This window comes from Thiothrix fructosivorans (genome assembly GCF_017349355.1).
In the GTDB taxonomy this organism is placed as follows: domain Bacteria; phylum Pseudomonadota; class Gammaproteobacteria; order Thiotrichales; family Thiotrichaceae; genus Thiothrix; species Thiothrix fructosivorans.
In genome coordinates this window covers 1773670-1799626 of the sequence record NZ_JAFMPM010000006.1, presented here as the reverse complement: position 1 = coordinate 1799626, position 25957 = coordinate 1773670, and the positions used below count along the sequence as shown (strand labels likewise).

The window sequence follows — 25957 nt, the reverse complement described above, 5'->3', positions numbered from 1 at the left end:
AGCGACAACATCACCAGAGAGGAAACATCATCATCCGGTTATTTTATTCATTATCAATGAGTTATAATTTCTTCTTACGCGAAGCGTGATATAAAAACTTAGAGAAGTTGTGTATATCTTCACCAGAAACATAGCAGAAAAGAAAAATCCGCCACCCTCTATTGTAAAAAACGACACTGCATCAAGTTAGCACTTTTGCGGCACAGGACACTTTCAAAAGTATGCAACCCTTTGAAAATCAAGAAACAAGAATTTAAGAGCAAGGCCGCAAACCCAACAGGATCAACGGCCTATTGAACAAGAATCTACCGATAACTATCCACACTCGGACAAGAACACACTAAATTCCGATCCCCATACACATTATCAATCCGGTTCACGGTAGGCCAATACTTCGCCGTCGGGCTAACACCCTGCGGGAACACCGCCTCGGTCTGGCTGTAAGGGCGTTCCCAAGCATTCACCAAATCATCCAGCGTATGCGGCGCATTCACCAGCGGGTTATTGTCGAGAGGCCACACGCCCTCCTGCACCTTGCGAATCTCTTCCCGAATCGCAATCATCGCATCGCAAAAACGGTCAAGTTCCTCTTTCGGCTCGGATTCGACATTCACTGCCCGCATTATAGGTTTTGCTCAAAAAAAGCCCTGATTTGCTGCTTGCTCACCATCTCTTTGGGGTGAAGATAGGCGATATTGTCATCTTCAATATCGTCAATATAGAGCAGCGCAATACACAGCAGCTTGTAACTAATCCCATCCACCACGCCTTGCGCTGCGGCAAAAATATCCTTGATACTCATGCCATGTTTGACCAAACAGTAAAGGTCATAGTAATCGCGGTATTTGGCACGCAGGAATAAGGTATTGGCCTTCATCGCGGCAATGGCTTGCAATGATGCTACATTGAACTCACCGATGTTGGTAGGGCGTAAGAATTCCCACTTGGCATTGAAAAATGTGACCTTGACACCCTCAACCAGCAAATCCAGTTGGTCAACATTGTCGTTCAGCACTTCGGCTTGCTTGAAATGTTTGAGGCAACGCAGGATGTCTTGTTTCTGGAAGTTGTCAGCATAAGTGAAGAAATCAAGGTCTTCGCTTTGCCGATGGCACAGGTGCAAAGCCAATGCAGAACCACCCACCAGTACGTAATCCTGTAGGAATGGCGCGGTCTTGATCAGCTCCAGCAAGACGGCTTTGGTCTTAACCAGCAAGTAGTCTAAATTTGGTGAGTCGTTCATGTTGCAGATTCTCAAAGTCGCTGGCTTCAACATCCAGATGGAAAAATACGCGGGCAAGGAAGTAGTTCAGGCGCTTGAAACGGGCATCTGACTTCACATCGCGTTCCCACACTTCACGCACTTTGCTTTCGCCGTACAGCACCAACAGGTAACGAATATCGTCAATATCGCCGTATTTCAACACAGTTTCACACAGCAGATTGTCTTTGCCTTCATCATAGGTGATGTCCGGCGCGTAGCTCCAGAACAAACCCTTGTTACGAATACGCCCAAAGAACAGGTGTTTCATAGCTGTTTCAGTCATCATCTGCGTCCCCGCCACATGGATGAATGTGTTTAATTATAATCATTTTTTACCATCTTTGCTTCAAGTGGTCACAACAAGAATTTAAGAGCAAGGCCGCTAACCCAACAGGATCAACGGCCTATTGAACAAGAATCTACCGATAACTATCCACACTCGGACAAGAACACACCAAATTCCGATCCCCATACACATTATCAATCCGGTTCACGGTAGGCCAATACTTTGCCGTAGGGTGTACACCCTGCGGGAACACCGCCTCGGTCTGGCTGTAAGGGCGTTCCCAAGCATTCACCAAATCATCCAGCGTATGCGGCGCATTCACCAGCGGATTATTGTCGAGAGGCCACACGCCCTCCTGCACCTTGCGAATCTCTTCCCGAATCGCAATCATCGCATCGCAAAAACGGTCAAGCTCCTCTTTCGGCTCGGATTCGGTCGGCTCAATCATCAGCGTACCCGCCACCGGAAACGACATGGTAGGCGCGTGAAAACCGTAATCCATCAAGCGTTTAGCGATGTCCGACTCATCAATCCCCGAAGCTGCCTTCAACGGACGAATGTCGATAATGCACTCATGCGCCACCCGCCCGTTCGCCCCCCGGAACAGCACCGGATAATGCTCAGCCAAGCGTTGCATGATGTAATTGGCGTTCAATATCGCCATCTCCGTCGCCCGCTGCAAACCCGCCGCGCCCATCAACTTAATATACGCCCACGAAATCGGCAAAATCGCCCCACTCCCATAAGGTGCTGCCGACACTGCCCCGTTCCCTGAGCGAAGCCCGTTCCCTGAGCGAAGCCCGTTCCCTGAGCGAAGCCCGTTCCCTGAGCGAAGCCGAAGGGAAGCATCAGCACCAATCGCCACATGCCCCGGCAAAAACGGAGCCAAATGCGCCTTCACCCCAATCGGCCCCATGCCAGGGCCACCGCCGCCGTGCGGAATCGCAAAGGTCTTGTGCAAGTTCAAATGCGACACATCCGACCCCATTTTGCCCGGTTTCGACAAGCCCACTTGCGCGTTCATGTTCGCGCCATCCATGTACACCTGCCCACCGAACTGATGCACAATGTCGCAAATTTCCACGATGTCTTGCTCAAACACCCCGTGCGTAGACGGATAAGTCACCATCAAGCACGATAAATTCGCCGCGTGTTTTTCCGCCTTGGCACGCAAATCCGCCACGTCCACGTTACCGTTCGCGTCGCACTCGACCACCACCACTTTCAGGCTCACCATTGCCGCCGACGCCGGATTCGTGCCATGCGCCGAACTCGGAATCAAACACACATCCCGATGCCCCTGCCCAATACTCGCCTGATAACGGCGGATCGCCACCAACCCCGCGTATTCGCCCTGCGCCCCCGAATTCGGCTGCATCGAAATCGCATCATAGCCAGTGATTTCCACCAACCAATCTTCCAGTTCCTTGATCATGGCGCGATAACCCACGGTCTGCTCCTGCGGCGCAAACGGGTGAATATCCGCAAACTCTGCCCAAGTAACCGGCAGCATTTCCGTGGTCGCATTCAGCTTCATGGTACAAGAACCCAGAGGAATCATGCCATGCGCCAGCGAGAAATCCTTATTCTCCAAGCGCTTCAAATACCGCAACATCTCCGATTCCGAATGATGCGAATTAAATACCGGATGCGTTAGGAAATCGCTGGTACGTTTGTAACCAGACGGGATACCGCTGAAACCTTCTGCGACAACCGCCGCATCCAGCGCATCCACATCCAAGCCATGCCCAGCACCCAACAACACATCGAACAGCTCGGCAATGTCAGCGCGGGTTTTGCGCTCGTCAATACTGATACCGATGTTGCCATTGTCGAACTGACGGAAATTAACGGGTCTTGCCCCCTTCACCCCTTGCGGGGGAAGGGCTGGGGATGGGGGGTTGGTGACGACAGTCACCGTATCAAACCACGTATCATTCAGCAGCGTCACACCCTTCTGCTGCAACCCTTTGGCAAAAATATTCGTCAGCCGATGAATCCGCCCCGCAATCGTCTTCAAGCCCGCCGCGCCGTGATACACCGCATAAAACCCCGCCATATTCGCCAGCAACGCCTGCGCCGTACAAATATTGGAAGTCGCCTTCTCACGACGAATATGCTGCTCACGGGTCTGCATCGCCATGCGCAACGCCTGCTTGCCGTGGCTGTCGATGGAAACCCCAATCACACGCCCCGGCATGGTGCGCTTGAACGCATCCTTAGTCGCAAAAAACGCCGCATGAGGGCCACCGAAACCCATCGGTACGCCGAAGCGTTGTGAGTTGCCAACGACCACATCCGCGCCCATTTCGCCGGGAGCTTTCAACATCACCAACGCCATCAGATCAGAAGCCACGCACACCAACGCTTTTTGCGCGTGCGCCTGCTTAATCAAGGCTTCCAGATCGCCCACTTCGCCGGTCGTACCGGGGTATTGCAACATCGCGCCGAAGACTTCGTGCTGTGCCAACTCGCTATATGGATTGCCGATCACGAGTTCAAAGCCGAAGTGTTCCGCCCGTGTTTTCAACACGTCGATGGTTTGCGGATGCACATCGTCACCCACAAAAAACTTGTCCGATTTGAGCTTATTGGAACGCTTGCACAGCGTCATTGCTTCTGCTGCTGCGGTCGCTTCATCCAACAAGGAGGCATTGGCAATGTCCATGCCCGTCAAATCCATGACCATTTGCTGGTAATTGAGCAAGCCTTCCAGCCGCCCTTGGGAAATTTCCGGCTGATACGGCGTATACGCGGTGTACCAACCGGGATTTTCCAAGACATTACGTAAAATGACAGGCGGCACGAACGTATCGTAATAGCCCATGCCGATGTACGACTTGGCAACGGTGTTTTGCCCCGCCAGTTGCTTGAGGTAAGCCAAGGTTTCGGCTTCGGTGCGGCTGCCGTCGATTGCCAACGGTGCTGGCAGGCGGATGCTCGCAGGCACGGTGCTGTCAATCAGCGCATCCAGCGATTCCGCGCCCACGGTTTGCAGCATTGCTGCGGTATCCGCCGCGTTGGGGCCAATGTGGCGGGCAATAAAATCGTCGTGTTGTTCAAGTTCGTACAAGGTTGTCATTCGGTATCTGCCTTTAATTACTCGTCACATTCCGCTTTGTATGCGTCTGCATCCAGCAGTTCGTCCATTGCGTCTTCGTCATCCACGCGCATCACGAACATCCAGCCGTCGCCGTAAGGGTCAGAATTGATCAGTTCCGGCGAATCTTGCACCGCTTCATTCGCTTCAACAATCACACCGGGGACGGGCGCGTAAATATCCGACGCTGCTTTCACGGATTCTGCGACTGCACAACCGTCTTCCGCGCCAAACTCAGTACCCACTTCTGGCAATTCGATGTGTACCAAATCACCCAGCAACTCTTGCGCGTGGTCAGTAATCCCAACGGTGACAGTGCCGTCACCATTGTCACGTACCCACTCGTGGGATTTGGTATATTTCAAATCGGATGGAACATTGCTCATAAATAACTCCTAAAAACTTAATTCAAAACAGATTTGCCATTGCGGGCGAACACAGGCTTCACCACTTTGGCGGGGTGCAATTTGCCACGAATATCGACCTCGCAAGTCTCACCACAGCTTGCAGGCACTCGCGCCAGCGCAATCGCTACGCCGAGTGTAGGCGAAAAAGTACCGCTGGTGGTTTCGCCGTCACCGTCCGCACACACCACCTTCATGTGACTGCGCAATACGCCTTTGCCTTCCAGCACTAGCCCGACAAATTTTTGCGGCACACCAGCGGCTTTCTGTGCTTCTAACGCGCTGCGCCCGATAAAGTTGCGGTCTTCCGGCTGCCAACCAATTGTCCAACCCAAACCAGCCACGAGGGGGGAAATGGTTTCATCCATATCCGTGCCATACAAGCTCATGCCTGCTTCCAAACGCAGGGTATCGCGTGCACCTAAGCCGATGGGCTTGATACCCGCCTCCAACAGTGCATCCCACACTTTATGTGCTTGCTCGTTAGGGAACATCATTTCAAAACCGTCTTCGCCAGTGTAACCGGTGCGGGCAATGAACCAGTCGTTGACGAATGCGCCGTAAAAGGTTTTCAGCGGTTCGACGATAGCCACTTCATCCACTGGCATAATGCCCAGCACTTTGGCGCGTGCATTCGGGCCTTGTGCTGCGATCATGGAAAGGTCGTCCCGTTCAGTCAGAGTGGCATCAAAGTTGGCGATTTGTTTTTGCATCCACGCAATGTCTTTGTCGCGTGTGCCCGCATTGACGACGATGCGCCATTGGGTGGCGGTGATGAAATACACGATCAAATCGTCAATCACCGTACCTTCTGGGGTCAACATGCAGCTATACAGCGCCTTGCCGGAATCTTTCAGCTTGTCGACGTTATTGGCGAGCAGGTATTGCAGGAAAGCTTTGGATTGCGCCCCCACGAGGTCGAGAATGACCATGTGCGATACGTCGAACATGCCCGCGTCGTTGCGGACTTGGTGGTGTTCTTGCAGTTGTGAGCCGTAGTGAATGGGCATTTCCCAACCCGCGAAGTCAACCATTTTCGCACCGGATTCAAGGTGCTTGGCGTAGAGTGCAGTACGTTGCATTAGGGTTCTTCCAGTTTAACAGGCACAAAAAAAGGGCGGCAAGCCGCTAAGCTTGCCGCCCCTCTGTCCGTTTACCTGAGAGATTCCCGTTGCCGGTTACTACCCTTCGGTGAGCGCAGCCGCGCTACTCTCCAGAGCCAGATCTAGTACTGCCAGTCCTTTTGCCTGAGCGTTTCCGGGCGGAATTGCGCCTTCGGCGGTTGCAGCAACCTTGCGGTGTGCAACACTCTCCTGCCAGTGTTTACTGAATGCGGGCGATTGTAGCCGATGCAGTGCAACAACTAAAGCACCAATCCCACAGAGTTGCGGTACAATGCCCCCATAAACACACAATGAAGAGGAGTGACTAACATGCAACGTACCTTAACGTTTATCAGCAAAACTGCGCTAGCACTGGCGCTACTCTCCGGTATAGCACGGGCGGATTGGACGCTGGATAACAGTCAATCTGCCCTGTATTTTGTGTCGATCAAGAAAGATCACGTCGCAGAAACCCACACATTTAAAGCGCTTTCTGGGCTAATCACCACAGCAGGACAAGGCTCACTGAACATTGACCTCACCAGTGTCGATACCCATATTGATATTCGTGACCAACGTATTCGTGATCATTTGTTTGAAACCCAAACCTTTACCAATGCCTACGTCAGCGTGGATTTAGGGCAAACAGGCATCAAACCCGGCATTCAAACCATCAACGTTGCCGTCGGGTTACACGGCATGAAAAAAGAACTGGCGGCAACCGTGGCCGTCACTGAAGTCGGCGATAGCGTACACGTCGCCACCGTTGCGCCCATCATGCTGAATGCGGAAGACTTCAATCTGGCAGCCGGTTTAACGACACTACGCGAAATTGCTTCGCTCAGCAGCATCAGCAATGCCGTCCCCGTCACGTTTTTCTTAACGTTTACCAAGGCTAAAGCTTAACGGGTAGCCAGACCACGCACGATGTGATCCGCCAATTGCGCCACCAACACACTTTGCGCCGTGACCAGCCCTACCACGTCCGGCGTGGTCGTTTGCTGGGTTAGCGTGATGGCTTCAGTGCTCAGAATTTTGTCATCCTGCCCTGCTTGAAGCTGCCACAAACCGCGTAACTGCGCCTTGCCGTGGGGCGTGCCATCAAACTGATCCAATTTCACCACCACTTGATACTGGGGCGTTTGGCTCAGTTCCCACGGAATGGTTTGCACCCGTGTCACCGGCAAGCGGGTTTGTAGGTGTTGTGCGAGGGCATGGAGGAATTCATCTTCCAACTGCCCACCCCACAAATGCGTATCCGACACTGCTAACGTCGTAGCATTTTGGCGAATTACTAACCCTTCGCGATCCAACAGCGTCGGCAAGGTAATCGGCCCCACCCCAAGGCTGCGAATACGCTGCGAAACCGCTGGTGCGACCGCCGGATTGCCCATATCCATCGCCAGCGTATGATACGCCGTGGGCGTGCTCGAACAGCCCAACAGCGCCAACACCACCGCCCCCAACAACATCACCTTACGCATGGTTAGTCTCCTTGTTTGCCACGCAACAACGATGCAGGCTGACGTTGCAGGGTTTCGGTTAAACTGCGCACCGCCCGCGAGGCAGCGGTCACTTCTTCCAACATTTCTTGCAATTGGAATTGCGTCGGCGAATGCGGCGCAGTCAGACGGTCAACATTGCCCATCGAGCTTTGCAATTTCTGCAAGGTTTGGCTCAACTCCACCGTAATCTTATTCACATCCTGCGTCACGCTGGGTAAAGTCTTGCCATCCACCGTTTTCAGCATTTCCTTCGCAGCTTTAACGGCTTGTTCGGCTTCCGCTAATACGCCATTAAGATTATCCACGGTTTTATCCAGCTTGCCGCTATTCACCAACTTATTAATGCCTGCCAACGCCTCATCCAAGCTCGCCATCACTTCCGTTGCCATTAACGGCAAATCTTCAAACGCTGAACCCGTGGTCGGAAATTCACTGTAAAACTGCGTGACTTTAATCGTGGCAGGCGGTGGGTCTTTTTCCATGCTCAAGGTAATCACTTTTTGCCCCGTCAAAAAACTCACGGTTTCTAATTTGGCACGCATTCCTTTTGCCACCAGTTTATTTAACACCACCTCACCTTCGGCAGCCGTGAGCGTTTCATTAAAATATTGCGGCTGAATCGACACCAGCACTGGAACGCGCACGCCTAAAGTGGCTTTATCCAACGTAATATCAATCTTTTCGACCTTGCCAATCGGAATGCCTTTAAACTCAACGGCTGACCCCACTTCCATACCGCGCACTGAGCCACCAAAATACATCACGTAATACAGTTTTTCCTTGTAAGGCTTTTCCTGTGCCCCCGCAAAATTACGGTGCAAGGTAAAGACATCACCTTCCTTGCTCACATCCCCCGCCGCCAGCGTTTTGGGTGTTTCAAACGCAATCCCGCCGATTAATACCGATACCAAGGATTCCATGCGGAATTCCGCCCCCGCCGAATTCATATTGAGTTCCACCCCACTGGCATTCCAAAAACGGGTATTGGTACGCACATACTGAAAATACGGCGCACGCACAAACACTTCCAAACGCACCTGATCTTTATCTTGCAGCAATTCGTAGTTGATCACCTCACCTACTTGCAATTGCTTGTAAAAAACCGGTGCTCCCATATCCACCGACCCCAACGAATCCGACACGAGGAAAAAGCGTTTACCATCTTCGGCAGGCGCAAGCACAGGCGGACGCTCGACCCCCGCATAAAAACTTTGATCATCCGTATTCGTACCGGGATCCATGCCAATATACGACCCCGAAAATAAAGTGCTTAACCCTGACACGCCCGAACGATTCACACGCGGACGAACCACCCAAAAACTCGCATCATTCCCCAAATGCCGCCCAATTTCTTTATTCAACTCAATGACCGCTTCAATGTATTTCAGCTCATCATCAAGTTTGAGTTTTTTGACTTTACCAACCGTCACGGCTTTGTAACGCACTTCGGTTTTGCCCGCCTCAATACCTTCCGCGCTGGAAAATTGTACCGTAATGGTGGGACCTTGCTGATACCAGTTTTGAAACAATAACCATATACCAATCAGTAAAGCGGCTAAAGGAATTAACCACACCACCGACGGGCCGCGTTGTTCGCGCACCGTCACCTCTGGCAAACTATCGCCATCCAGCCCTGTATTATTATTCATCCACCATGTTCCTCTTGGCGGTAAACATCCCAGATCAAGTGTTCATCCAACGTACGTGCTGCAAACATAGTCAATACCACCACTGCCGCAAACGAAAAGCTGCCCGCATTCGCATCCACTCTCGCCAAATTACCAAACTGCACCAAGCCCGTCAGAATCGCAATCACAAACACATCCACCATTGACCAACGCCCCACATATTCGGTGATGCGATACAGCCGCATCCGATCCGCTTGCCGCCAAGTTGAGCGCCACTGAATACTGATCAGTAAAAAACTCAAGGTACACAGCTTCAACAACGGCACGACAATACTCGCCACAAACACAATCAACGCCAGCGGCCATTGCCCTGCTTCCAACAAATGGTACACCCCGCTGAGAATCGTATCCGGCTGCCCCGCCCCCAACATATACACGCTCATCACGGGCATCAGATTCGCAGGGATATACAAAATCATCGCCGCAATCAACAATGCCCATGTCACCTCAATGCTATTAGAATGCTCCCGCAAGCGTATCCGCCCCCCACAACGCGGGCAAAACAGCGCCGCGCTAGGGGCTAACGTGGGCGGCGCATGGCTCAAACACCCACAAGTACGGCATTGCAACAGCCGCGCACTCACCGCAGACACCCCTTGCCCAATTCACGCCACACCACAAACGGATCAAGTAACACGGTACTCGCTGCCATCGTAATTACCACGCCCGCAAACGACCAAAACGCTGTCCCCACAATCAAGGTTGCCAAATCGCCCAATTTCACCACCGCCACCAATACGCCGAGCATGAAGACTTCCAACATGCCCCACGGTTTGAATTCACGCATCCACCGAAACAAAAAAATCGCTGGTTGCGGTTGCCAACCAAAGCGAATCGTCAACAGCACTGTCAACACCGCCAGTAATTCAAACAAGGGGAAAAACACAATCGTGAAGATCACCAGCCCCGCCACCAAATGATAACCTTGCTCCCAAAACGCCACGCTTGCGCCGAATAAATGCAACTCCTGCTCTGCTCCCTGCGCCCGCAGCCCTAATAGTGGAAATAAATTGGTTAAAACGAACAGCATCAGCCCCGCCAGCGTGAGTGCTAGCACTTCATTCAACATCTGTGGACGGTTGCGGTATAATACGCCCCCACAACGGCTACACAACGCGGTTTTACCGGACGCAACCGGACGATAGCGGTGCAACTGACCGCATTCTTGGCAAGCAATTGGTTCAAAATCGCTGTTAGACATTACGTGATTGTATCACTCACACCCACGCATCGGTATGTTTTCACACGGCAGTTAATACACCTAAATGGCGCAATATTGCATCACTTAATGCGCCAGCCGCCATTTGATCAAATCCTGCAAACATCGGATTTGTATTGATTTCTAGAAATTGTAATTCACCGCTGTGTACATCGGTCTTGAAATCAGCCGCCGCAAAATCCAGCCCAAGGCGATCCGACAATAGCGTGAGCTTTTCCACCAAATCAGACGGTACATCGACCACTTTCATACGCGTCGCTGATGACGTGCGATAATCCAACACATCAGACAACACTTGAAACCCAAACCATGCCGCGCCGACACGGAACACACGCAATTCCGGTTGCTCCAAGCGTTGTTGCACCGTTTGTGGGAAAGCCAGAATGTTATTGCCACGCCCTTCATGCGGTGTTAACGGCGTGCAATACGCCCCCCCAGTCACGGGTTTCACAATCCACTCTCCGGTCTGCGCCAACGCATCCATCGCGGGAATGTCGTTGCTGATATAGGTATCGACAACGTTAAAGCCCAGCTCCAGCGCCAAGCGTAATACATACGGCTTGTTGACACCACCGCACGCCAGAAACGGGCGATTGCAGACATGAATATCCGGCGAGCTTAGTAGCCAGCCGGATACGCTAACGAACCATTCACGCGCACTCGCATTGTCCTGAGCGTTATTGCTTTTGAGGTAAGCAAACACGTCTTGGCGGATGAAAGCGGCAGAAACGGCGACTTCTTCCGCATCATCCAACAAACGATGCTGGCGGATGTCCCAATGCAAACGCGGCGACCCCGCTTGCCCCGTGAGCAAGCAATGCACCGGAATACCGTGTAATGCGGCTCGTTTCAAGAGGCGTACTAACTGTGGGTCAGTATCGCCACCAGCTAATAACAAGCGGGGAAGTTGACTCATATCGCGGCACAACCGTCTTCTTCACCCAATGCCATCGTGGTCATCATGGGTGGCTCAATCGGCGGCTTAACAGGGCATGGTTGCACCCCACCGTCTTCCTCACCCACCATCATCGTAGTCATAATGGGCGGTTTAATCGGCGGTTGAATAATCGGGCCACCGCCATCTTCCTCACCCATCATCATCGTAGTGAACATCGGCTCAGGCTGGAAATTGGAGATCGTGTAACCCATTTCCTCATCCGCCATCTGCTGATTCTGGTCAATGTAAATAGACGTGGGCAAACCGTATTGCGCGTCATATTTCGCATCGACTTGCGCCGCACCACTTTTGATACCCTGCTCAATCAAATTGAACACGCCATCAGCATTCATATTATAAATGGACTGTTTATTGGTTTGGCGATCATCAGGAATCAGCTCGCCAGTATCGGCATAACGTGCCGACGTAACGCTATCACCACGCACTTGAATAGTAATCGGACGCGTTGAATCTGGCGTACAGAAGCAACTGCGCTGCAAAGTAAATGAATAATCACTGATCCCCAGTGAATCCCATTTCTGGCGATTAGCATCCAATTGCTGTTGCGGGGTGGAAGTACTGCCGCTGTTAATCGCTTTCACGTCTTTGGCAGTCAGTTTTTGGCGCGAAATTTCGCCGCCCGTAATGCCACCGGACATCACTAGCGTATCACCTGCGCTGAGCTTGCCATCCTTTTTGCTGTCCAAGACTTGATAGCTCATTGCACCACCAATATTGAAGCGCTCACGAATCGCCTTATCCTGCTGTGCGCTCAATGTCAGCGGCTGCGGTTGTGGCTGACAACCGCCTTTATTCTTGCCGATTTGATCAACTAATTGTTGAATGAGATTAATCAATGCGGTGTTGTTGCCACCCAGCGATGATTGACCAGACTGATTTTGGATACCGCCCACGGCATTTTTGAGCAATGTCGTACTAGCCGTACTCGCAGACGACGCTGTACTGCTAGATGTTGTCTGGCTACTTGTCTGGGTTTCGCGAAACCCACTTCCTTGTGTTATGCCTGTCATGTTGAGATCCTCTTGTTGATAGGGTTTATACCTAGTTTGACACGAAGCATTTTTACCCTAAGTCTCCAAGACACATGGATATTCATCAGACGAGACGGCAATATTCCCTTATCAGTGGAAAGGACAAGCCGCACACTTGAACCTAGCACCGATTTGCTTTACAACACCACTTACCTAATGACTTTGTATTAATCGCCTTTGGAGGAACTATGGCCACTCGGGAAGAACTCAGCGCACAAGCATCCGCCTGCAACGACGCAGCCTCTTACGCAGCCCTTGCCAAACAAGCAGCCGCCGAACCAGCCGATCTGGATTACGCCAAAGAGCTGCTAGCCAAAGGCGAATCCAACTGTTCTTTCCCTGCCCATTACGTCAGCGTAGCGGAAGGCTATGTTGCCGCAGGTGATAACGACAAAGCCGCTGCCCTGTACGACGAAGCTGCCAATGCGTGCTTTGATGCCAAAGAAAAAGCTGAAACCGGCTACAGCATTGCCAAATTCCTCGGCGACCGCGACAAAGGTCGTGCGTTATTGGAAGAAGCCATCAGCGAAACCACCAATACCACCGAATTGCTGTCTTACGCAGGCTACGTACAAGACGCGCTGCAAGATAACGCGCTCGCCAACAAACTGTTCAGCAAAGTCACTGCAAACTGTAAAAGTATTGCCGATTACCAAAAACTTGCCACCGACATTAAAAACAGCGGTAACCCCACTACCGCGCTGATGGTCTTTAAAAAAGCTGCACCATCCAGCAGCGAAACGGCCGATGTCGTCACCTTTGCTAAAGGTTTGAAAGACCTGTTCGGCGATGATAAAGAAGTCGCAGCAACGCTTGCCGACGCTGAAAGTAACTGCATGTTCCCTGCGCAATTCGTGGTACTCGCGGGTGGTTTCATGAACCTGCTCGGCGACAAAGACAAAGCCGAAGACTTGCTGGAACAAGGCAAAAACTTCGCGATGAGTGGCGAAGAAAACCTTGATTTGGCAACGGGTTATGCCAGCTTGCTGAACGACCAAGCTACTGCCAAAGATATGTACGGCGTTGCCCTGAACGAATTCAGCGGCAAGGAAGACTTGCTAAAACTGGCTAGCGCGGTTGCTGCCAACATGGATGACAAAACCATTGCAGGCAAGGCTTACGACAAACTCGCCAGCAAACTCAATACGCCCACAGATTTGGCCATGTTGGCAAAAGCCGTCAACGACAACCTCGGCGATAAAGACCGCGTTGCCAGCATTTACGCAGCTGCCGAAGCCAAAGCGACCACGGCAGCGGCATTGGTATCACTCGCAGGTGAAGTGAATACTGCGTTGCAAGACCCTGCCAAAACCAATGCGCTCTACACCAAAGCGGTTGATGCTTGCAAAGTTTACACCGACGCGACCAGCATCCTCGAAGCACTGGCGAAAAACCCAACCGATGCAGCATTGGCTGGCACTGCCCTGCAAAAAGCACTGGAGCTGACCGATACCAACGCGCAAGTATTGGACGTGGCACAACGCGCCCAAAAATTGACACCGGGCGACACCACCGTAGTCGTGCAAGCGCTCGACAAAGCTGAAGCCAACGTTAGCTCACTCGATGAAATGCGCAAACTGGCGAACGCTTCCAAGCAATTGCTGGCAGGTGATGCCGAGCGCAACGAGCGTATCGGTGCGAAACTTACCAAACGCGAAGCCAGCCAAGCGCGTTACACCGAATTCCAAAATCAGGAAAAAACGTTGACACGCCCCAACCAGTTCATTGCACTGGCAGGTGCGGTAGTGGAAGAATTGGAAGATACCTCTTATGCCAGCCAATTGCTGACGACAGCAGAAGAAAAGATGCAGGCAGCAGGTACATTCAGCTTCGCCGCTTACCAACCGTTGATCGTCTCTGTCGGCAATCTAGTGAAAGACAAGGCTTGGTTAGCGCGTTTGCTCGACTTAGCCGCGAACAACAGCAATACCTTTGCCCAAGTGCGCAACCTCGGCGAAACCGTCAGCAAGCAACTCAGCGACACCGAGTTTGGCAAAGCGTGGACGCAGCAATTCTATGCCGCGCAACTGGCAAAGCTGGATTCCGGCAACGCCAGCACTTTCGAGTACAACAAACTCGCCAAAGCCGTCAAAGAGCATTTGGATGACGATGCTCAGGCCCAAATGATTTTGGACAAAGGCGAAGCCAAAGCACAAAATCATTTCCACTTTGCGTATATGGCAGAACTGGCGCAAAAATGGGGCAACGGCAGCAAAGCCGAAAGTCTGTATGCCAAAGCCACCGCAGCGTGTCAGGATGCCAGTCAGCAACGCGAATTGGCGGATTTGATGCGTAAAGCGGGTGTGGTTAGCACGCTGGCGCAAGTGGTAACGCAGAAGCAGGGTGGTAAGGGTACTTACTGGTAAGGGGAATTCCCCTCACCCCAACCCCTCTCCCGCAAGGGTAGAGGGGCTTTTTTATGGGTTTACCAACTCATGACGATTTTTTCGCAGCGTCGTCTGTTTTAGGCGCATCACCTTTGCCAAACGGATCAGGGCGCGGGGTATCGTTAGTGGATGGTGCCATGACTGGCAACTTGATGTCGGGTTGCTTACCAGTCAAGGTTTTCAGGAAGGCAACGATATTGGCTGTTTCATCATCGCTGAACTTCTTGCCCAACTGAATCTGCCCCATCGTATGCACCGCATCTTCTAGGGTCTTCGCCGCACCATCGTGGAAGTAAGGATAGGTCATTTCTACGTTGCGCAACGTAGGCACTTTGAACTTGAAACGATCAGTATCCTGTTTGCTCACCGCAACTAAACCTTCTGCTTTGCTGTCAGTTTTGTAAGGTTCAACCACACCCATTTTTTGGAAACTTGCCCCGCCTACCGCTGCACCGTTATGGCAAGCCACGCAGCCACTGTCCTTAAACAGTTTGTAACCCGTCAGTTCTTTTTCGCTCAGGGCTTTGTCGTCCCCTTTCAGCCATTGGTCAAATTTGGAACCAGGTGTCACCAAAGTTTCTTCAAATGCAGCTATCGCATTCGTCACCATATCAATGTCGATGGCATCTTTGCTGAAAACGGTTTTGAACTCTTCTTTGTACTGCGGAATAGAATCCAGCACCTGAATAGCCAGTTCGTGCGTAAATGCCATTTCGCCGGGATTGGCAATCGGGCCACCCGCTTGAGCTTTGAGGTCTTTGGCGCGACCATCCCAGAATTGAGCCACGTTCATACTGGAATTGAGGACAGTTGGGGCATTGATCGGCCCTTGCTGCCAATGATCACCGATGGAGGTTTGTAAGTTAATTGCTAGGTAACACCGCCCCGCTTTCACGCAATATCAGGCTAAATCAAACCGATCAAGGTTCATCACCTTGTTCCACGCTGCCACAAAGTCATGCACGAACTTTTCCTTGGCATCGTTCTGCGCATACACTTCCGCCACCGCGCGAAGCTGAGAATTCGAGCCAAATACGAGGTCAACCCGCGAACCCGTCCACTTCACCGCACCCGTGGCACGGTCACGCCCTTCAAACACATTGTCATCGGCGGTGGCCTGCCAGTCCGTACTCATATCGATTAGATTCACGAAGAAATCGGTGGTGAGTGAGTCACGCCGTTGGGTAAACGCAGCATTCAATACCCGCATCCCACCGACCAACACGGTCATTTCCGGGGCAGTCAGCGTCAGCAATTGCGCCTTGTCAAGCAGCATTTCCTCGGCTAAAACGGCGTATTTGCCCTTGAGGTAGTTGCGGAAACCATCGGCCACGGGTTCAAGCACCGCAAACGCTTCCACATCGGTTTGCTCTTGAGTCGCATCGGTGCGCCCCGCTGCAAACGGTACTTCGACGGCAAATCCGGCATTTTTTGCCGCCTGCTCGACCGCCGCACAACCACCTAGCACGATCAGATCCGCCAGTGAAACTTTTTTGCCGTCCGATTGCGCCGCATTGAACGCGCTTTGAACGCCTTCCAGAACATTCAGCACGTTGGCGAGTTGCGCAGGCTGATTCACCGCCCAATCCTTTTGCGGTGCAAGGCGGATACGCGCCCCATTTGCCCCACCACGCTTGTCCGAACCCCGGAAAGTAGCCGCCGAAGCCCACGCGGTAGTCACCAGTTCGGCAATACTCAAACCCGATGCCAACAACTTACCCTTGAGGTCGGCAATGTCCTGCGCATCAATCAACACATGATCAACCGCCGGAACCGGGTCTTGCCACAGCAAGGTTTCCGTTGGCACTTCCGCACCGAGGTAACGCGAACGTGGCCCCAAATCACGGTGGGTCAATTTGAACCACGCACGCGCAAACGCATCGGCAAATTCCGCTGGATTCTGGTGGAAATGCCGCGCAATCGGCTCGTAAATCGGGTCAAAGCGCATCGCCATGTCAGCAGTGGTCATAATGATCGGCACGCGCTTGCTGGAGTCAGCCGCCGCTGGCGCGAGATTTTGTTCAGTTGCGGTTTTGGGTGTCCATTGCCATGCACCTGCCGGACTTTTGGTTAGCTCCCACTCGTTGTTGAAGAGCATGTCCAGATAGCTGTTGTCCCACTGCGTTGGGGTTGGTGTCCATGAACCCTCCAAACCGCTGCCGATCTGGTCGCCGCCTTTGCCGCTGCCAAAGCTGTTTTTCCAGCCCAGGCCCATTTGTTCAATGGACGCGGCCTCGGGTGCAGCACCGACGTGGGTGGCACTGCCTGCGCCATGGCATTTGCCGAAAGTATGTCCGCCAGCGGTGAGGGCAACGGTTTCGTAGTCGTTCATTGCCATGCGAGCAAACGTTTCGCGCACATCACGCCCTGATCCGAGGGGGTCAGGATTACCGTCGGGGCCTTCGGGGTTCACGTAGATCAAGCCCATCTGCACCGCTGCTAACGGGTTTTCCAAATCGCGTTCGCCGCTGTAACGCTTGTCGCCGCTCAGCCATTCGGCTTCACTGCCCCAGTACACGTCTTCCTCAGGCTCCCAGATGTCTTCGCGTCCACCGCCAAAGCCGAAGGTTTTGAAACCCATCGACTCCAGCGCACAGTTGCCCGTGAGGATCATCAGGTCAGCCCACGAAATCTGATTGCCGTATTTTTGTTTGATCGGCCACAGCAAGCGCCGTGCCTTGTCGAGGTTGACGTTATCCGGCCAACTGTTGAGCGGGGCGAAACGCTGATTGCCATGTCCTGCCCCACCGCGCCCGTCCGAAATCCGGTACGTGCCTGCGCTATGCCACGCCATACGGATGAACATTGGCCCGTAGTGACCGTAATCAGCAGGCCACCAGTCTTGCGAATCGGTCATCAGGGCGTAGAGGTCTTGTTTGATGGCTGCCAGATCGAGTTTTTTGAATTCGGCGGCGTAATTGAAATCCGCACCCAACGGGTTAGATTTAGCGGTGTGCTGATGCAGGATGTTGAGTTTCAACTGGTTAGGCCACCAGTCGCGGTTGGATGTGCCACGACCCGCGTGGCTCGCGGCGGGAATAGTGGCATGTCCCATAACAGGACACTTGCTGATGTCACTCATGGTGTTATCTCCTTATGGTAATTGGTATTATTCACTCTCCTTTATAGTTTTAGTCCTTTCGCTTCAACCTATCCAGTTGATTAAAACGAACGTATCAATCGCTTTTTTAATGAGAACAGATCATGGATAAGGTGGGTTGACAATAAAAACACAGGAATACGCTACACTTTTTCCATCAACGCTTGGAGGTAATCAGCAGATGACTTCAACACAACAACGCTTGCAACTGGATTTTGCATTGCCTTTTGCTGCCCCGCAAACGCTGGCAGGCAGGCGATTAGCGATTGCGTTAGCCGACGTAGAGACACAAAATCTTGTGTCTCTACCCGATACCTATAGTGCCAACAACGTCGCCACACCTAACGTGGCAAAAATCGCAGCGGCAATACCATGCACCAATTTCAGCGGCAAATTGCCTGCCATCTTATCCCCCAGCAATACTGCCGGAACGTTAGCAATCATCATTCCCAAGGTTGTACCAGCCACGACCCAAAACAAAGAAGCGTATTGCGCCGCCAATGCCACCGTCGCAATCTGGGTTTTATCCCCCATTTCCGCGAGGAAAAACGCCACTAACGTTGCGCCGAAAATCCCGTAGTGCGTAGCATCCACCTTCACATCGTCGTCATCCAGCTTGTCGGGGATCATGATCCACACTGCCATTGCCAGAAAGGACAAACCCAGAATCCAGCGCAAGGCATTTTCACCCAGCAAGGTTATGACCCATGCACCAATTGCACCCGCACCTGCATGATTCAGCAAGGTAGCAACCAAAATACCGAGGATAATGGGAATCGGGCGGCGAAATTTTGCCGCGAGAACGAGCGAGAGCAGTTGGGTTTTATCGCCGATTTCAGCGAGGGCAACAATGCCCGTTGAGACAAGAAAAGCTTCCACAGCGAATATCCCGTAAAAGCGGCTGATTCAAACAAAGACGAGAAGCGATGTCTAGTGAAAAATCCCTGCCTGGGTAATGCGCTGCATCGTAATGACCGCGTGTGCCTGAACAGAGGATTGAGGGAAATGGTTACATCTGTGACTGCAAATAGTTTTGCAAGCCAATCTTATAAAAAATTAGGCTAATGATGGTGCTGGTGGGGTCAGTCTAGCATAACTCCCTATGCTTGATTGTCCCTCACCCGCACCGATGTCTGCCCTTTACTGGCTCACAACCGCCTTGCCTTCCTTGATCCAGCCAGTAATCCCGTGGGTCACGTTATACACCTGCTTGTAACCCACCTGCGCCAACATTTCCGACCCCGCACGGGTACGGTTGCCCGTCCGGCAAATCAGCGCAACTGGCTTGTCAGTCGGGGCAACTTTCTGGATTTTTGCGAGAAAATCCGCTGCCACCGAGCCATCTTTCTGAAACAGCGTAATCGGATGACTACCTGCCACAATACCGGTTTCCTGCCATTCTTCCGGTAAACGAATATCCACCAGCGTGACTTTTTGATCCAGCAAGGTTTGCAATTCAGCATTCGACACATTACTCACCGCACCCTGCTGGGCAGCCGCAACCGTACTGTTTGTCCCAAGACTCTCCGCCTTCGAGCAAGCCCCCAAACTGGCTGCGGTACTAATGGCAATAGCCAATGCCAAAAATTTAACTGCGTACATTCTTACTAAGCTCCAAAGTAAACGTGTTTTATCCTTCTTTCGCGTAAAACCTCGTCCTTCAGGGCGAGGATGCAGAGCGAGGGTGGCATCGCCGCCCCTCTCTTCCATTTGTCGGCTAAAACCCACATTTACGGTGGATTCAGGCACACAAAGCAGGGATTTTAGCCTATTCTTAGCACCATGCAACGATTTCAAGCCTATAAATACGAACTGAAGCCCAACGGCGAACAACAGCGCAACCTGCGCCGTTACGCGGGTTCGTGTCGGTTTGTTTACAACAAGGCGCTCGCATTACAACAAGCCAATCATGCAGCCAACGGAAAGTTCATCAACTATGTGGCAATGGCGGCATGGCTTCCCGTTTGGAAACGGGAACAAGGTTTGGCATGGTTAAAAGATACGCCCTCACAAGCCTTGCAACATGCCCTGAAGGATTTGGAAAAAGCGTACAAAAACTTCTTTGCCAAGCGTACCGATTTTCCACGCTTTAAGCGCAAAGGTAGTGGTGACAGCTTTCGTTACCCTGATCCCAAGCAAATCAAACTCGATCAACGTAACAATCGTATTTTCCTGCCAAAACTGGGTTGGATACGCTACCGCAACAGCCGCGAGGTGTTGAGGGAATTGCGCAATGTCACCGTCTCCGGCAAAAACAGCAAGTGGTACATCAGCATCCAAACCCAACGGGAAGTAGAGCATCCCGTATCCACCGTTACGACAGCCATCGGTATCGACTTAGGCATAGCCCGCTTTGCCACGTTCTCAGACGGCAGCCACATCGCCCCACTCAACAGCTTCAAAACCCAACAAGCGAAACTCGCCATGTATCAACGGCGTATGGCGCACAAACAGAAGTTCAGCAATAACTGGAAAAAAGCCAAAGCCAAAGTTCAAAAAATCCACACCACCATTGCCAACGCTCGCCGCGATTTCCTGCACAAAGCAACGACCACGATCAGCCAAAACCACGCGCTCGTGTTCATCGAAGATTTGCAGGTACGGAATATGTCCCAATCAGCGGCAGGTACGGCAGAAAACCCCGGCACGAACGTTGCAGCCAAATCCGGCTTAAACAAAGCGATTATCGACCAAGGCTGGGGTGAGTTCCGGCGGCAACTCGACTATAAACTGGCATGGAATGGCGGTATGTTGTTTGCCGTTCCCCCGCATTACACCAGTCAAGAATGCCCCGAATGCCATCACGTTTCAGCGGATAATCGCCAAACGCAAGCGCGGTTTGTGTGTGTGAAATGTCGCTACGAAAATCACGCCGATCATGTCGGCGCGATCAATGTTAAAGAGCGGGGACACCGCTTATTAGCCTGTGGAGATGGGGTATTACACCCCTCGATGAAGCAGGAACTCGCCGAAGTAAATCAGCTATCTAGCTGAAGGCAGTAGGAATCCCCTTCCTTCAGGGAGGGGAGGATGTCAATTGAGTAAATGCTCATAACGCTGATCAGTCAGCGTTTTCATAAAGGCGACTAACGCATCCACTTCTGAATCTTTCAAGGCAGATGCTTGAAACTCCTCGGTTTCCAAAGCCAGATTGTTATCAACCTCTGGCGCAGCCCACAGTTTAGCGGTTTCCGGGTTGAACGTGCGTTGCGCATTATTAAATTTGTCGTAAAACAACACAACGGTACGTAAATCAGCAAACACCCCGTTGTGCATGTACGGTGCTGTCACCGCCACATTGCGCAAGGTGGGCACTTTGAACTTGCCATCTTCCTTGGCATCGCTGATGTCAGGGTGTTCCAGCAAACCGTGGTCGATAAACGCTTTGCCCTTGCCATTGGCTGCCCGCACCGCTTCATGGGGTGGCACGCCGAGGTTGTGGTATTCGTAATTGGAAAACGTTTCACCCTCACTGCCCGGAAAGGTTTTCAACTGGTGGCAGCAGTTACAATTGGTGAATTGATTGGAAAAAAACAGCGATTCGCCCAGTGATTCCTGATCGGTCAGCTCGACTTCGCCTTTGAGGTAACGGTCGTATTTGGAATCGAACGGGGCAAATGGTGCGGTTTTTTCAAACGCGCCAAGGCTGGCAGTCATGGCGGCATACGCGCTGTCAGGTGTCTCGAAAACCTTTTCCCCGAAAAGCTGTTTGAAGCCGGTCACGTAATCGGCATTTTCCTGCAAACGCGCTACGACTGTTGCTTTATCGGGCATTCCCATTTCGACCGGATTGGTGGGTGGGCCGCCTGCTTGCCCTTGCAAATCCTTTTCGCGCCCATCGAAAAATTGCCCGCCGACGTAACGCTGGGTTTTCTTGTTTTGGTGAAAATCGGGGCTGAATTGGGCGTAAGCCGCCGTCGGCGCATTCCTGTCCCCCAGCGATTTGCCATCGTCCCCCAGCGATACCGCCTTGCCCACAACGGTTGCACGATTATCCACGAAGCCGTGTTCGGGATTGTGGCAGGTAGCACAGAATTGAGTGCGGTTTTTCGACAGATTAACATCAGAAAATAGCTTTTCACCCAAGATTTCCTTGCTGGAAAGCGGCGTTGGCGCAGGCGTAGCAGCAAGTGCAATGCCTGACAGCAACAGCGTAAGTGGGAGGATAACCTTAATCATGCCAAATTCTCTGAACCAGTAATAAGCTGCCAAGAATAAATGAGAACAGTTACTATTACAATTGAGATAGATCAACAGACAGGCAAAAATAAAGGGGCTTACGCCCCTAGCAAGGTTCAAAATTCCAAGAGAAGAACCAGGATTCTTGTCAGGCCAGAGTTATTTTTATGAAGGCTAACCCGACAAGTTGTACACACGTTAACTCAGGCACAATCACGCTGTGTTGGCACAGCCGTTAGTTTTGACCTGAAAGGAATAATGTCGGCGCTCTGTGGACGCGGAAAAAAGCTGTGGTAAATGCTTTCCAATTGCTGGCTGACCTCATGCGAACAGCGAACCAATAACAAACATTTTACCAATTCGTGCTGCACTTGCTGACAGGGGTTACACAGCTCATTCAGACAGAAATCGCCTTGTTCAAGGCATTGCTGCAACTCCTGCTTGTCAAATCTGACGACTTGTTCACCCGTCTGGCGATTGTGCAAGCTGATAAACGGGTCAACCCGATCCAGCCATGCGTTTACATAAAACGTCATAACACACCTCATTATTCCTTGAAAATAAGAAATAATCTGGCTGGTGCGGAGTTACAAAGTCATACACTGGCTTGATTACTTTGTTGCCGTTTTGAGGAGAGGGCAAGAACCTGTTAGATGCAACAAATGTTAATGATTCTTGTTTTTATCGTCAAGCACTTTCTGAGAATTTTTCTCATTTCAAAAAATAACTGAGAACCACTTGTATTTACAGATGCGTATCGTTATCATTCTCCTGACATCAAGAATGATTACTGTTTAGGGGATGACGTATGTACGTGTGTATTTGCCACTCTGTAACCGACAAAGCGATCAAGAAAGCCGTGAAACAAGGTCACGATAACTTAGAAGCGATTCAGCAAGAGTTGAAAGTCGGTACATGCTGTGGGCGCTGCCGAGGTCATGCCTGCGAAGTCATCGAAGAAACACTAAACCCCGAAACTTCCCTGTTTAACCTCAACCTGATGCAAGGTGCATTCGCATGATGACTGGAGCTATCAATCTGGAAGAATTGATGCGTGGTTGCAAAAAAATCATCCTTCAGCACGGCAAGCGTCCCTACTGCCTGACCATTACCCGCCGGGGCAACTTGATCCTCACCTCGGCAGATGATGACGCAGACAAACAGCCCGTCGCAACCTCCACTACTCCAAGGAAACAACCATGAAACAACGCATCAGCCAAGTTGTCAGCAGCCTATTGCTGGGCGGGGTACTTTGCACCACACCGACGATTGCCAGCGCCGACACGGTAACAGCCAAAGCCGTCATGGAACAGTACGTCAATCTTGCCAGTGCCAATTTCAGCGACACCTTCGCCGCTGCCAAAGTATTGCAGGAAAAAGTCGATGACTTCATTGCCAACCCCACGGCTGACACCCAACAAGCTGCCAAAGACGCATGGCTTGCCGCCCGCAAACCTTACAGCCAAACCGAAGCCTTCCGTTTCGGCAATCCCAATGTAGACGAGTGGGAAGGTCAAGTTAACGCCTGGCCGCTCGACGAAGGCTTGATTGATTACGTCAAAACCGACGTGTACGAAGGCGAAGAAGGCAATAAATTCGCCACCGCCAATATCATTGCAGGCAAGGATAAAATCGACGCAGAACTGCTGAAAGCCTCGCAAGAAAAAGGCGGTTCGGAAGCCAACGTTGCCACCGGCTACCACGCCATCGAATTCCTGTTATGGGGGCAAGACTTCAATGCCACCCCGAAAGATTCTGGCACACGCGCCCCCACCGATTACGCCAAAGGTGACGCTTGCACCAACGGCAACTGCGAACGCCGCGCTGAATACCTGAAAGCCGCCACCGATTTACTGGTTGCCGACATGCAGAAAATGGCAGATGACTGGGCGGATGGCAAAGCCGGTAACTACCGCCGTGCCTTCCTCGCACTCGATAAAAAAGAAGCCTTACGCCGTATGTTATTCGGCATGGGCAGCTTAAGCCTTGGCGAACTCGCAGGCGAACGCATGAACGTGGCACTGCTGGCGCATTCACAGGAAGACAAACATTCCTGCTTCAGCGACAACACCCACAACGACATTGCCGAAAATGCCCGCAGCATCCAAAACATTTTCAACGGCATCTACACCCGCACCGATGGCACAAAAGTAGCAGGCGCAAGCCTCGCACAACTGGTTGCCGCCAAAGATGCCAAAGCCAGCGAAACCTTGGTCAGCAAACTCGCGGATACCCAACAAAAAGCCGAAGCCATTGTAGAAGCGGCGAAAAACGGTGAAAATTTCGACCAGCAAATTACCCCCGACAACAAGGACGGTAACAAACGCATCAAAGCCACGATTGCGGCATTGCGTAGCCAAACGGGTGACATCGAAGCGGCTGCCAAAGCCGTCGGTGTGGACAGCCTCAACCCAGAGAGCAGCGACTCCTTTGGTGGATAAATGCAATCGACCCTAGCCATTGCCCTTGGTGTATTACTCACCTCAGGACTAGCCAACAGCGATGACAATTTACAACAGCACGAAGACTTCGCCATCGGTGGCGCATTCTTCCAGCAACCGTGGGTGAGTGCGCCCACGTCCACCACCGCACGCGATGGGCTGGGTCCGTTGTTCAAAGCGAATAGCTGCATTGCCTGCCATGTACAACACGGGCGCGGGCATCCGCCGCTGACCGCCACCGAACCGTTCATGTCCACACTGGTGAAACTCAGCATCCCCGCCACCACCGCCGAACAATTGACCGTCGCCAAAACCTTAGGCGTTGCCCCCGAACCCACTTACGGCGACCACCTGCAACCGCTCGGCAACAAAGGCTTGCAGGGCGAAGCCACCCCGCGCTTTAGCTACACCGACATCCACGGGCAATTTGCCGATGGCGAAACCTACACCCTGCAACAACCCACGCTGCACCTTGATGCGTTGAATTACGGCACAACCCACCCCGACGTACAGCATTCGGTGCGCGTTGCCCCGCCCTTATTTGGCATGGGCTTGCTAGCAAGCATCCCTGCTGCCGAGATCCTTGCCAATGCCGACCCCGACGATAAAAACGGCGATGGTATTTCTGGCAAAGCCAATCAGGTGTGGGACATCGAGCAACAGCAAACCGTGCTAGGGCGGTTTAGCTGGAAAGCCAACCAACCCAATATTGCCCAGCAAAGTGCGGATGCCTTCCGTAACGATATTGGCATTACCAATACCCGTTTTCCCGAACAGCCCTGCACGGCAGCACAAACCGATTGCCACCACCTACCCGACGGCGGCAAACCTGAAATCCCCGATGACCTGCTGGATAAAGTCGTGTTCCACGTTAACGCGCAAAGCGTACCGCCACGCCGTGATGTAACCGACCCGCAAGTATTGCAAGGCGAACGTTTATTCAAGCAAAGCGGGTGCGCGAGCTGCCACGTCCCCACTTTCCCCGCCTTAGCCACGCAAGCACACCAGCCGTACAGCGACTTATTACTGCATGACATGGGTGCAGGCTTGGCGGACAACCGCCCCGAATTTGCTGCCAGCGGACAAGAATGGCGCACGCCCCCGCTATGGGGCATCGGTATCACCGCAACACTCAGCGGACATACCCGCTTTTTGCACGACGGACGCGCCCGCAACTTGCTCGAAGCCATTCTCTGGCACGGCGGCGAAGCCGAACCCGCCAAGCAACACGTGCTTGCCTTGCACCAACCAGAGCGGGAAGCCTTGCTACGCTTCCTCAACTCGCTGTAACG

The 25957-nt window shown here is 52.2% G+C and carries 25 protein-coding genes and 1 riboswitch; of the genes, 7 read left to right on the top strand and 18 right to left on the bottom strand.

Annotated elements, in window-relative coordinates; all coding sequences use genetic code 11:
- Window positions 1-305 precede the first annotated feature (305 nt).
- From J1836_RS12150 to gcvT, 6 genes are all read right to left on the bottom strand, one after another.
- Complete coding sequence (locus tag J1836_RS12150; protein ID WP_242632810.1) at window positions 306-623, bottom strand: hypothetical protein; 318 nt, start codon at window positions 621-623, stop codon at window positions 306-308.
- A complete protein-coding gene (locus J1836_RS12145) occupies window positions 623-1243 on the bottom strand; it encodes a nucleotidyl transferase AbiEii/AbiGii toxin family protein (RefSeq protein WP_207251328.1) in 621 nt (206 codons plus the stop codon). The genes J1836_RS12150 and J1836_RS12145 overlap by 1 nt, the downstream gene beginning before the upstream one ends.
- Window positions 1206-1532, bottom strand: coding sequence for a hypothetical protein (locus J1836_RS12140; RefSeq protein WP_207251327.1), 327 nt, complete (start codon window positions 1530-1532; stop codon window positions 1206-1208). The genes J1836_RS12145 and J1836_RS12140 overlap by 38 nt, the downstream gene beginning before the upstream one ends.
- A 151-nt stretch (window positions 1533-1683) precedes the next feature.
- Window positions 1684-4632, bottom strand: coding sequence for an aminomethyl-transferring glycine dehydrogenase (gene gcvP / locus J1836_RS12135; protein ID WP_207251326.1), 2949 nt, complete (start codon window positions 4630-4632; stop codon window positions 1684-1686).
- Window positions 4633-4649: 17 nt separating this feature from the next.
- Window positions 4650-5036: a glycine cleavage system protein GcvH gene (gene gcvH, locus J1836_RS12130; protein WP_207251325.1), complete on the bottom strand. Its 387-nt coding sequence runs from the start codon at window positions 5034-5036 to the stop codon at window positions 4650-4652.
- Between the two features lie 17 nt (window positions 5037-5053).
- Window positions 5054-6136: a glycine cleavage system aminomethyltransferase GcvT gene (gene gcvT, locus J1836_RS12125; RefSeq protein ID WP_207251324.1), complete on the bottom strand. Its 1083-nt coding sequence runs from the start codon at window positions 6134-6136 to the stop codon at window positions 5054-5056.
- A gap of 143 nt (window positions 6137-6279) precedes the next feature.
- Window positions 6280-6380, bottom strand: a riboswitch (glycine riboswitch).
- Between the two features lie 107 nt (window positions 6381-6487).
- On the opposite strand from gcvT, the gene J1836_RS12120 reads away from it, so the two are divergent.
- Window positions 6488-7063 (top strand): YceI family protein, encoded by a 576-nt coding sequence (locus tag J1836_RS12120; RefSeq protein WP_207251323.1) that lies wholly within the window; start codon window positions 6488-6490, stop codon window positions 7061-7063.
- On the opposite strand, the gene J1836_RS12115 is transcribed toward J1836_RS12120, so the two are convergent.
- The 6 genes from J1836_RS12115 to J1836_RS12090 are packed head-to-tail and all read right to left on the bottom strand — an operon-like array spanning window position 7060 to window position 12537.
- Complete coding sequence (locus tag J1836_RS12115) at window positions 7060-7641, bottom strand: PqiC family protein (RefSeq protein ID WP_207251322.1); 582 nt, start codon at window positions 7639-7641, stop codon at window positions 7060-7062. The genes J1836_RS12120 and J1836_RS12115 overlap by 4 nt on opposite strands.
- A 2-nt stretch (window positions 7642-7643) precedes the next feature.
- On the bottom strand, window positions 7644-9311 hold the full coding sequence (locus J1836_RS12110) for a PqiB family protein (protein ID WP_207251321.1): 1668 nt from the start codon (window positions 9309-9311) through the stop codon (window positions 7644-7646).
- Entirely contained in the window at window positions 9308-9934 is a 627-nt protein-coding gene (locus J1836_RS12105) for a paraquat-inducible protein A (protein WP_242632809.1), read from the bottom strand. The genes J1836_RS12110 and J1836_RS12105 overlap by 4 nt, the downstream gene beginning before the upstream one ends.
- Window positions 9931-10551 (bottom strand): paraquat-inducible protein A, encoded by a 621-nt coding sequence (locus J1836_RS12100; protein ID WP_207251320.1) that lies wholly within the window; start codon window positions 10549-10551, stop codon window positions 9931-9933. Before J1836_RS12100 ends, J1836_RS12105 begins: the two co-directional genes overlap by 4 nt.
- Before the next feature lie 40 nt (window positions 10552-10591).
- A complete protein-coding gene (locus tag J1836_RS12095; RefSeq protein WP_207251319.1) occupies window positions 10592-11485 on the bottom strand; it encodes an ATP-grasp domain-containing protein in 894 nt (297 codons plus the stop codon).
- On the bottom strand, window positions 11482-12537 hold the full coding sequence (locus tag J1836_RS12090) for a DUF6174 domain-containing protein (protein ID WP_207251318.1): 1056 nt from the start codon (window positions 12535-12537) through the stop codon (window positions 11482-11484). Before J1836_RS12090 ends, J1836_RS12095 begins: the two co-directional genes overlap by 4 nt.
- Window positions 12538-12746: 209 nt before the next feature.
- Here J1836_RS12090 and J1836_RS12085 point away from each other — a divergent pair, with 209 nt between their 5' ends.
- The gene (locus tag J1836_RS12085; protein ID WP_207251317.1) at window positions 12747-14924 is read left to right on the top strand and encodes a hypothetical protein; all 2178 of its coding nucleotides are present in this window, start codon (window positions 12747-12749) and stop codon (window positions 14922-14924) included.
- Between the two features lie 67 nt (window positions 14925-14991).
- Here J1836_RS12085 and J1836_RS12080 read toward each other — a convergent pair whose 3' ends face one another.
- The 4 genes from J1836_RS12080 to J1836_RS12065 all read right to left on the bottom strand — a co-directional run bounded on the left by J1836_RS12080 (window position 14992) and on the right by J1836_RS12065 (window position 19647).
- Entirely contained in the window at window positions 14992-15840 is an 849-nt protein-coding gene (locus J1836_RS12080; RefSeq protein WP_242632808.1) for a cytochrome-c peroxidase, read from the bottom strand.
- A gap of 6 nt (window positions 15841-15846) precedes the next feature.
- Entirely contained in the window at window positions 15847-18027 is a 2181-nt protein-coding gene (gene katG, locus J1836_RS12075) for a catalase/peroxidase HPI (protein ID WP_207251316.1), read from the bottom strand.
- A gap of 333 nt (window positions 18028-18360) precedes the next feature.
- Window positions 18361-18924 carry a TMEM165/GDT1 family protein gene (locus J1836_RS12070; RefSeq protein ID WP_207251315.1) on the bottom strand — a complete coding sequence of 188 codons (564 nt, stop codon included), beginning with the start codon at window positions 18922-18924 and terminating at the stop codon, window positions 18361-18363.
- A 261-nt stretch (window positions 18925-19185) separates the two neighbouring features.
- A complete protein-coding gene (locus J1836_RS12065) occupies window positions 19186-19647 on the bottom strand; it encodes a rhodanese-like domain-containing protein (protein WP_207251314.1) in 462 nt (153 codons plus the stop codon).
- 180 nt (window positions 19648-19827) lie between these two features.
- On the opposite strand from J1836_RS12065, the gene J1836_RS12060 reads away from it, so the two are divergent.
- The gene (locus J1836_RS12060; RefSeq protein WP_207251313.1) at window positions 19828-21039 is read left to right on the top strand and encodes an RNA-guided endonuclease InsQ/TnpB family protein; all 1212 of its coding nucleotides are present in this window, start codon (window positions 19828-19830) and stop codon (window positions 21037-21039) included.
- Between the two features lie 39 nt (window positions 21040-21078).
- Here J1836_RS12060 and J1836_RS12055 read toward each other — a convergent pair whose 3' ends face one another.
- Window positions 21079-22224 carry a cytochrome-c peroxidase gene (locus J1836_RS12055; RefSeq protein ID WP_207251312.1) on the bottom strand — a complete coding sequence of 382 codons (1146 nt, stop codon included), beginning with the start codon at window positions 22222-22224 and terminating at the stop codon, window positions 21079-21081.
- A gap of 203 nt (window positions 22225-22427) precedes the next feature.
- Complete coding sequence (locus J1836_RS12050; RefSeq protein WP_207251311.1) at window positions 22428-22760, bottom strand: hypothetical protein; 333 nt, start codon at window positions 22758-22760, stop codon at window positions 22428-22430.
- 272 nt (window positions 22761-23032) lie between these two features.
- On the opposite strand from J1836_RS12050, the gene J1836_RS12045 reads away from it, so the two are divergent.
- The 4 genes from J1836_RS12045 to J1836_RS12030 are packed head-to-tail and all read left to right on the top strand — an operon-like array spanning window position 23033 to window position 25955.
- Complete coding sequence (locus tag J1836_RS12045) at window positions 23033-23245, top strand: (2Fe-2S)-binding protein (protein ID WP_207251310.1); 213 nt, start codon at window positions 23033-23035, stop codon at window positions 23243-23245.
- Window positions 23242-23427, top strand: coding sequence for a hemin uptake protein HemP (gene hemP / locus J1836_RS12040; protein WP_207251309.1), 186 nt, complete (start codon window positions 23242-23244; stop codon window positions 23425-23427). The genes J1836_RS12045 and hemP overlap by 4 nt, the downstream gene beginning before the upstream one ends.
- On the top strand, window positions 23424-24665 hold the full coding sequence (locus tag J1836_RS12035; protein ID WP_207251308.1) for an imelysin family protein: 1242 nt from the start codon (window positions 23424-23426) through the stop codon (window positions 24663-24665). Before hemP ends, J1836_RS12035 begins: the two co-directional genes overlap by 4 nt.
- A complete protein-coding gene (locus tag J1836_RS12030) occupies window positions 24666-25955 on the top strand; it encodes a di-heme oxidoreductase family protein (RefSeq protein ID WP_207251307.1) in 1290 nt (429 codons plus the stop codon). It abuts the gene before it with no gap.
- The last annotated feature ends 2 nt before the right edge of the window (window positions 25956-25957 follow it).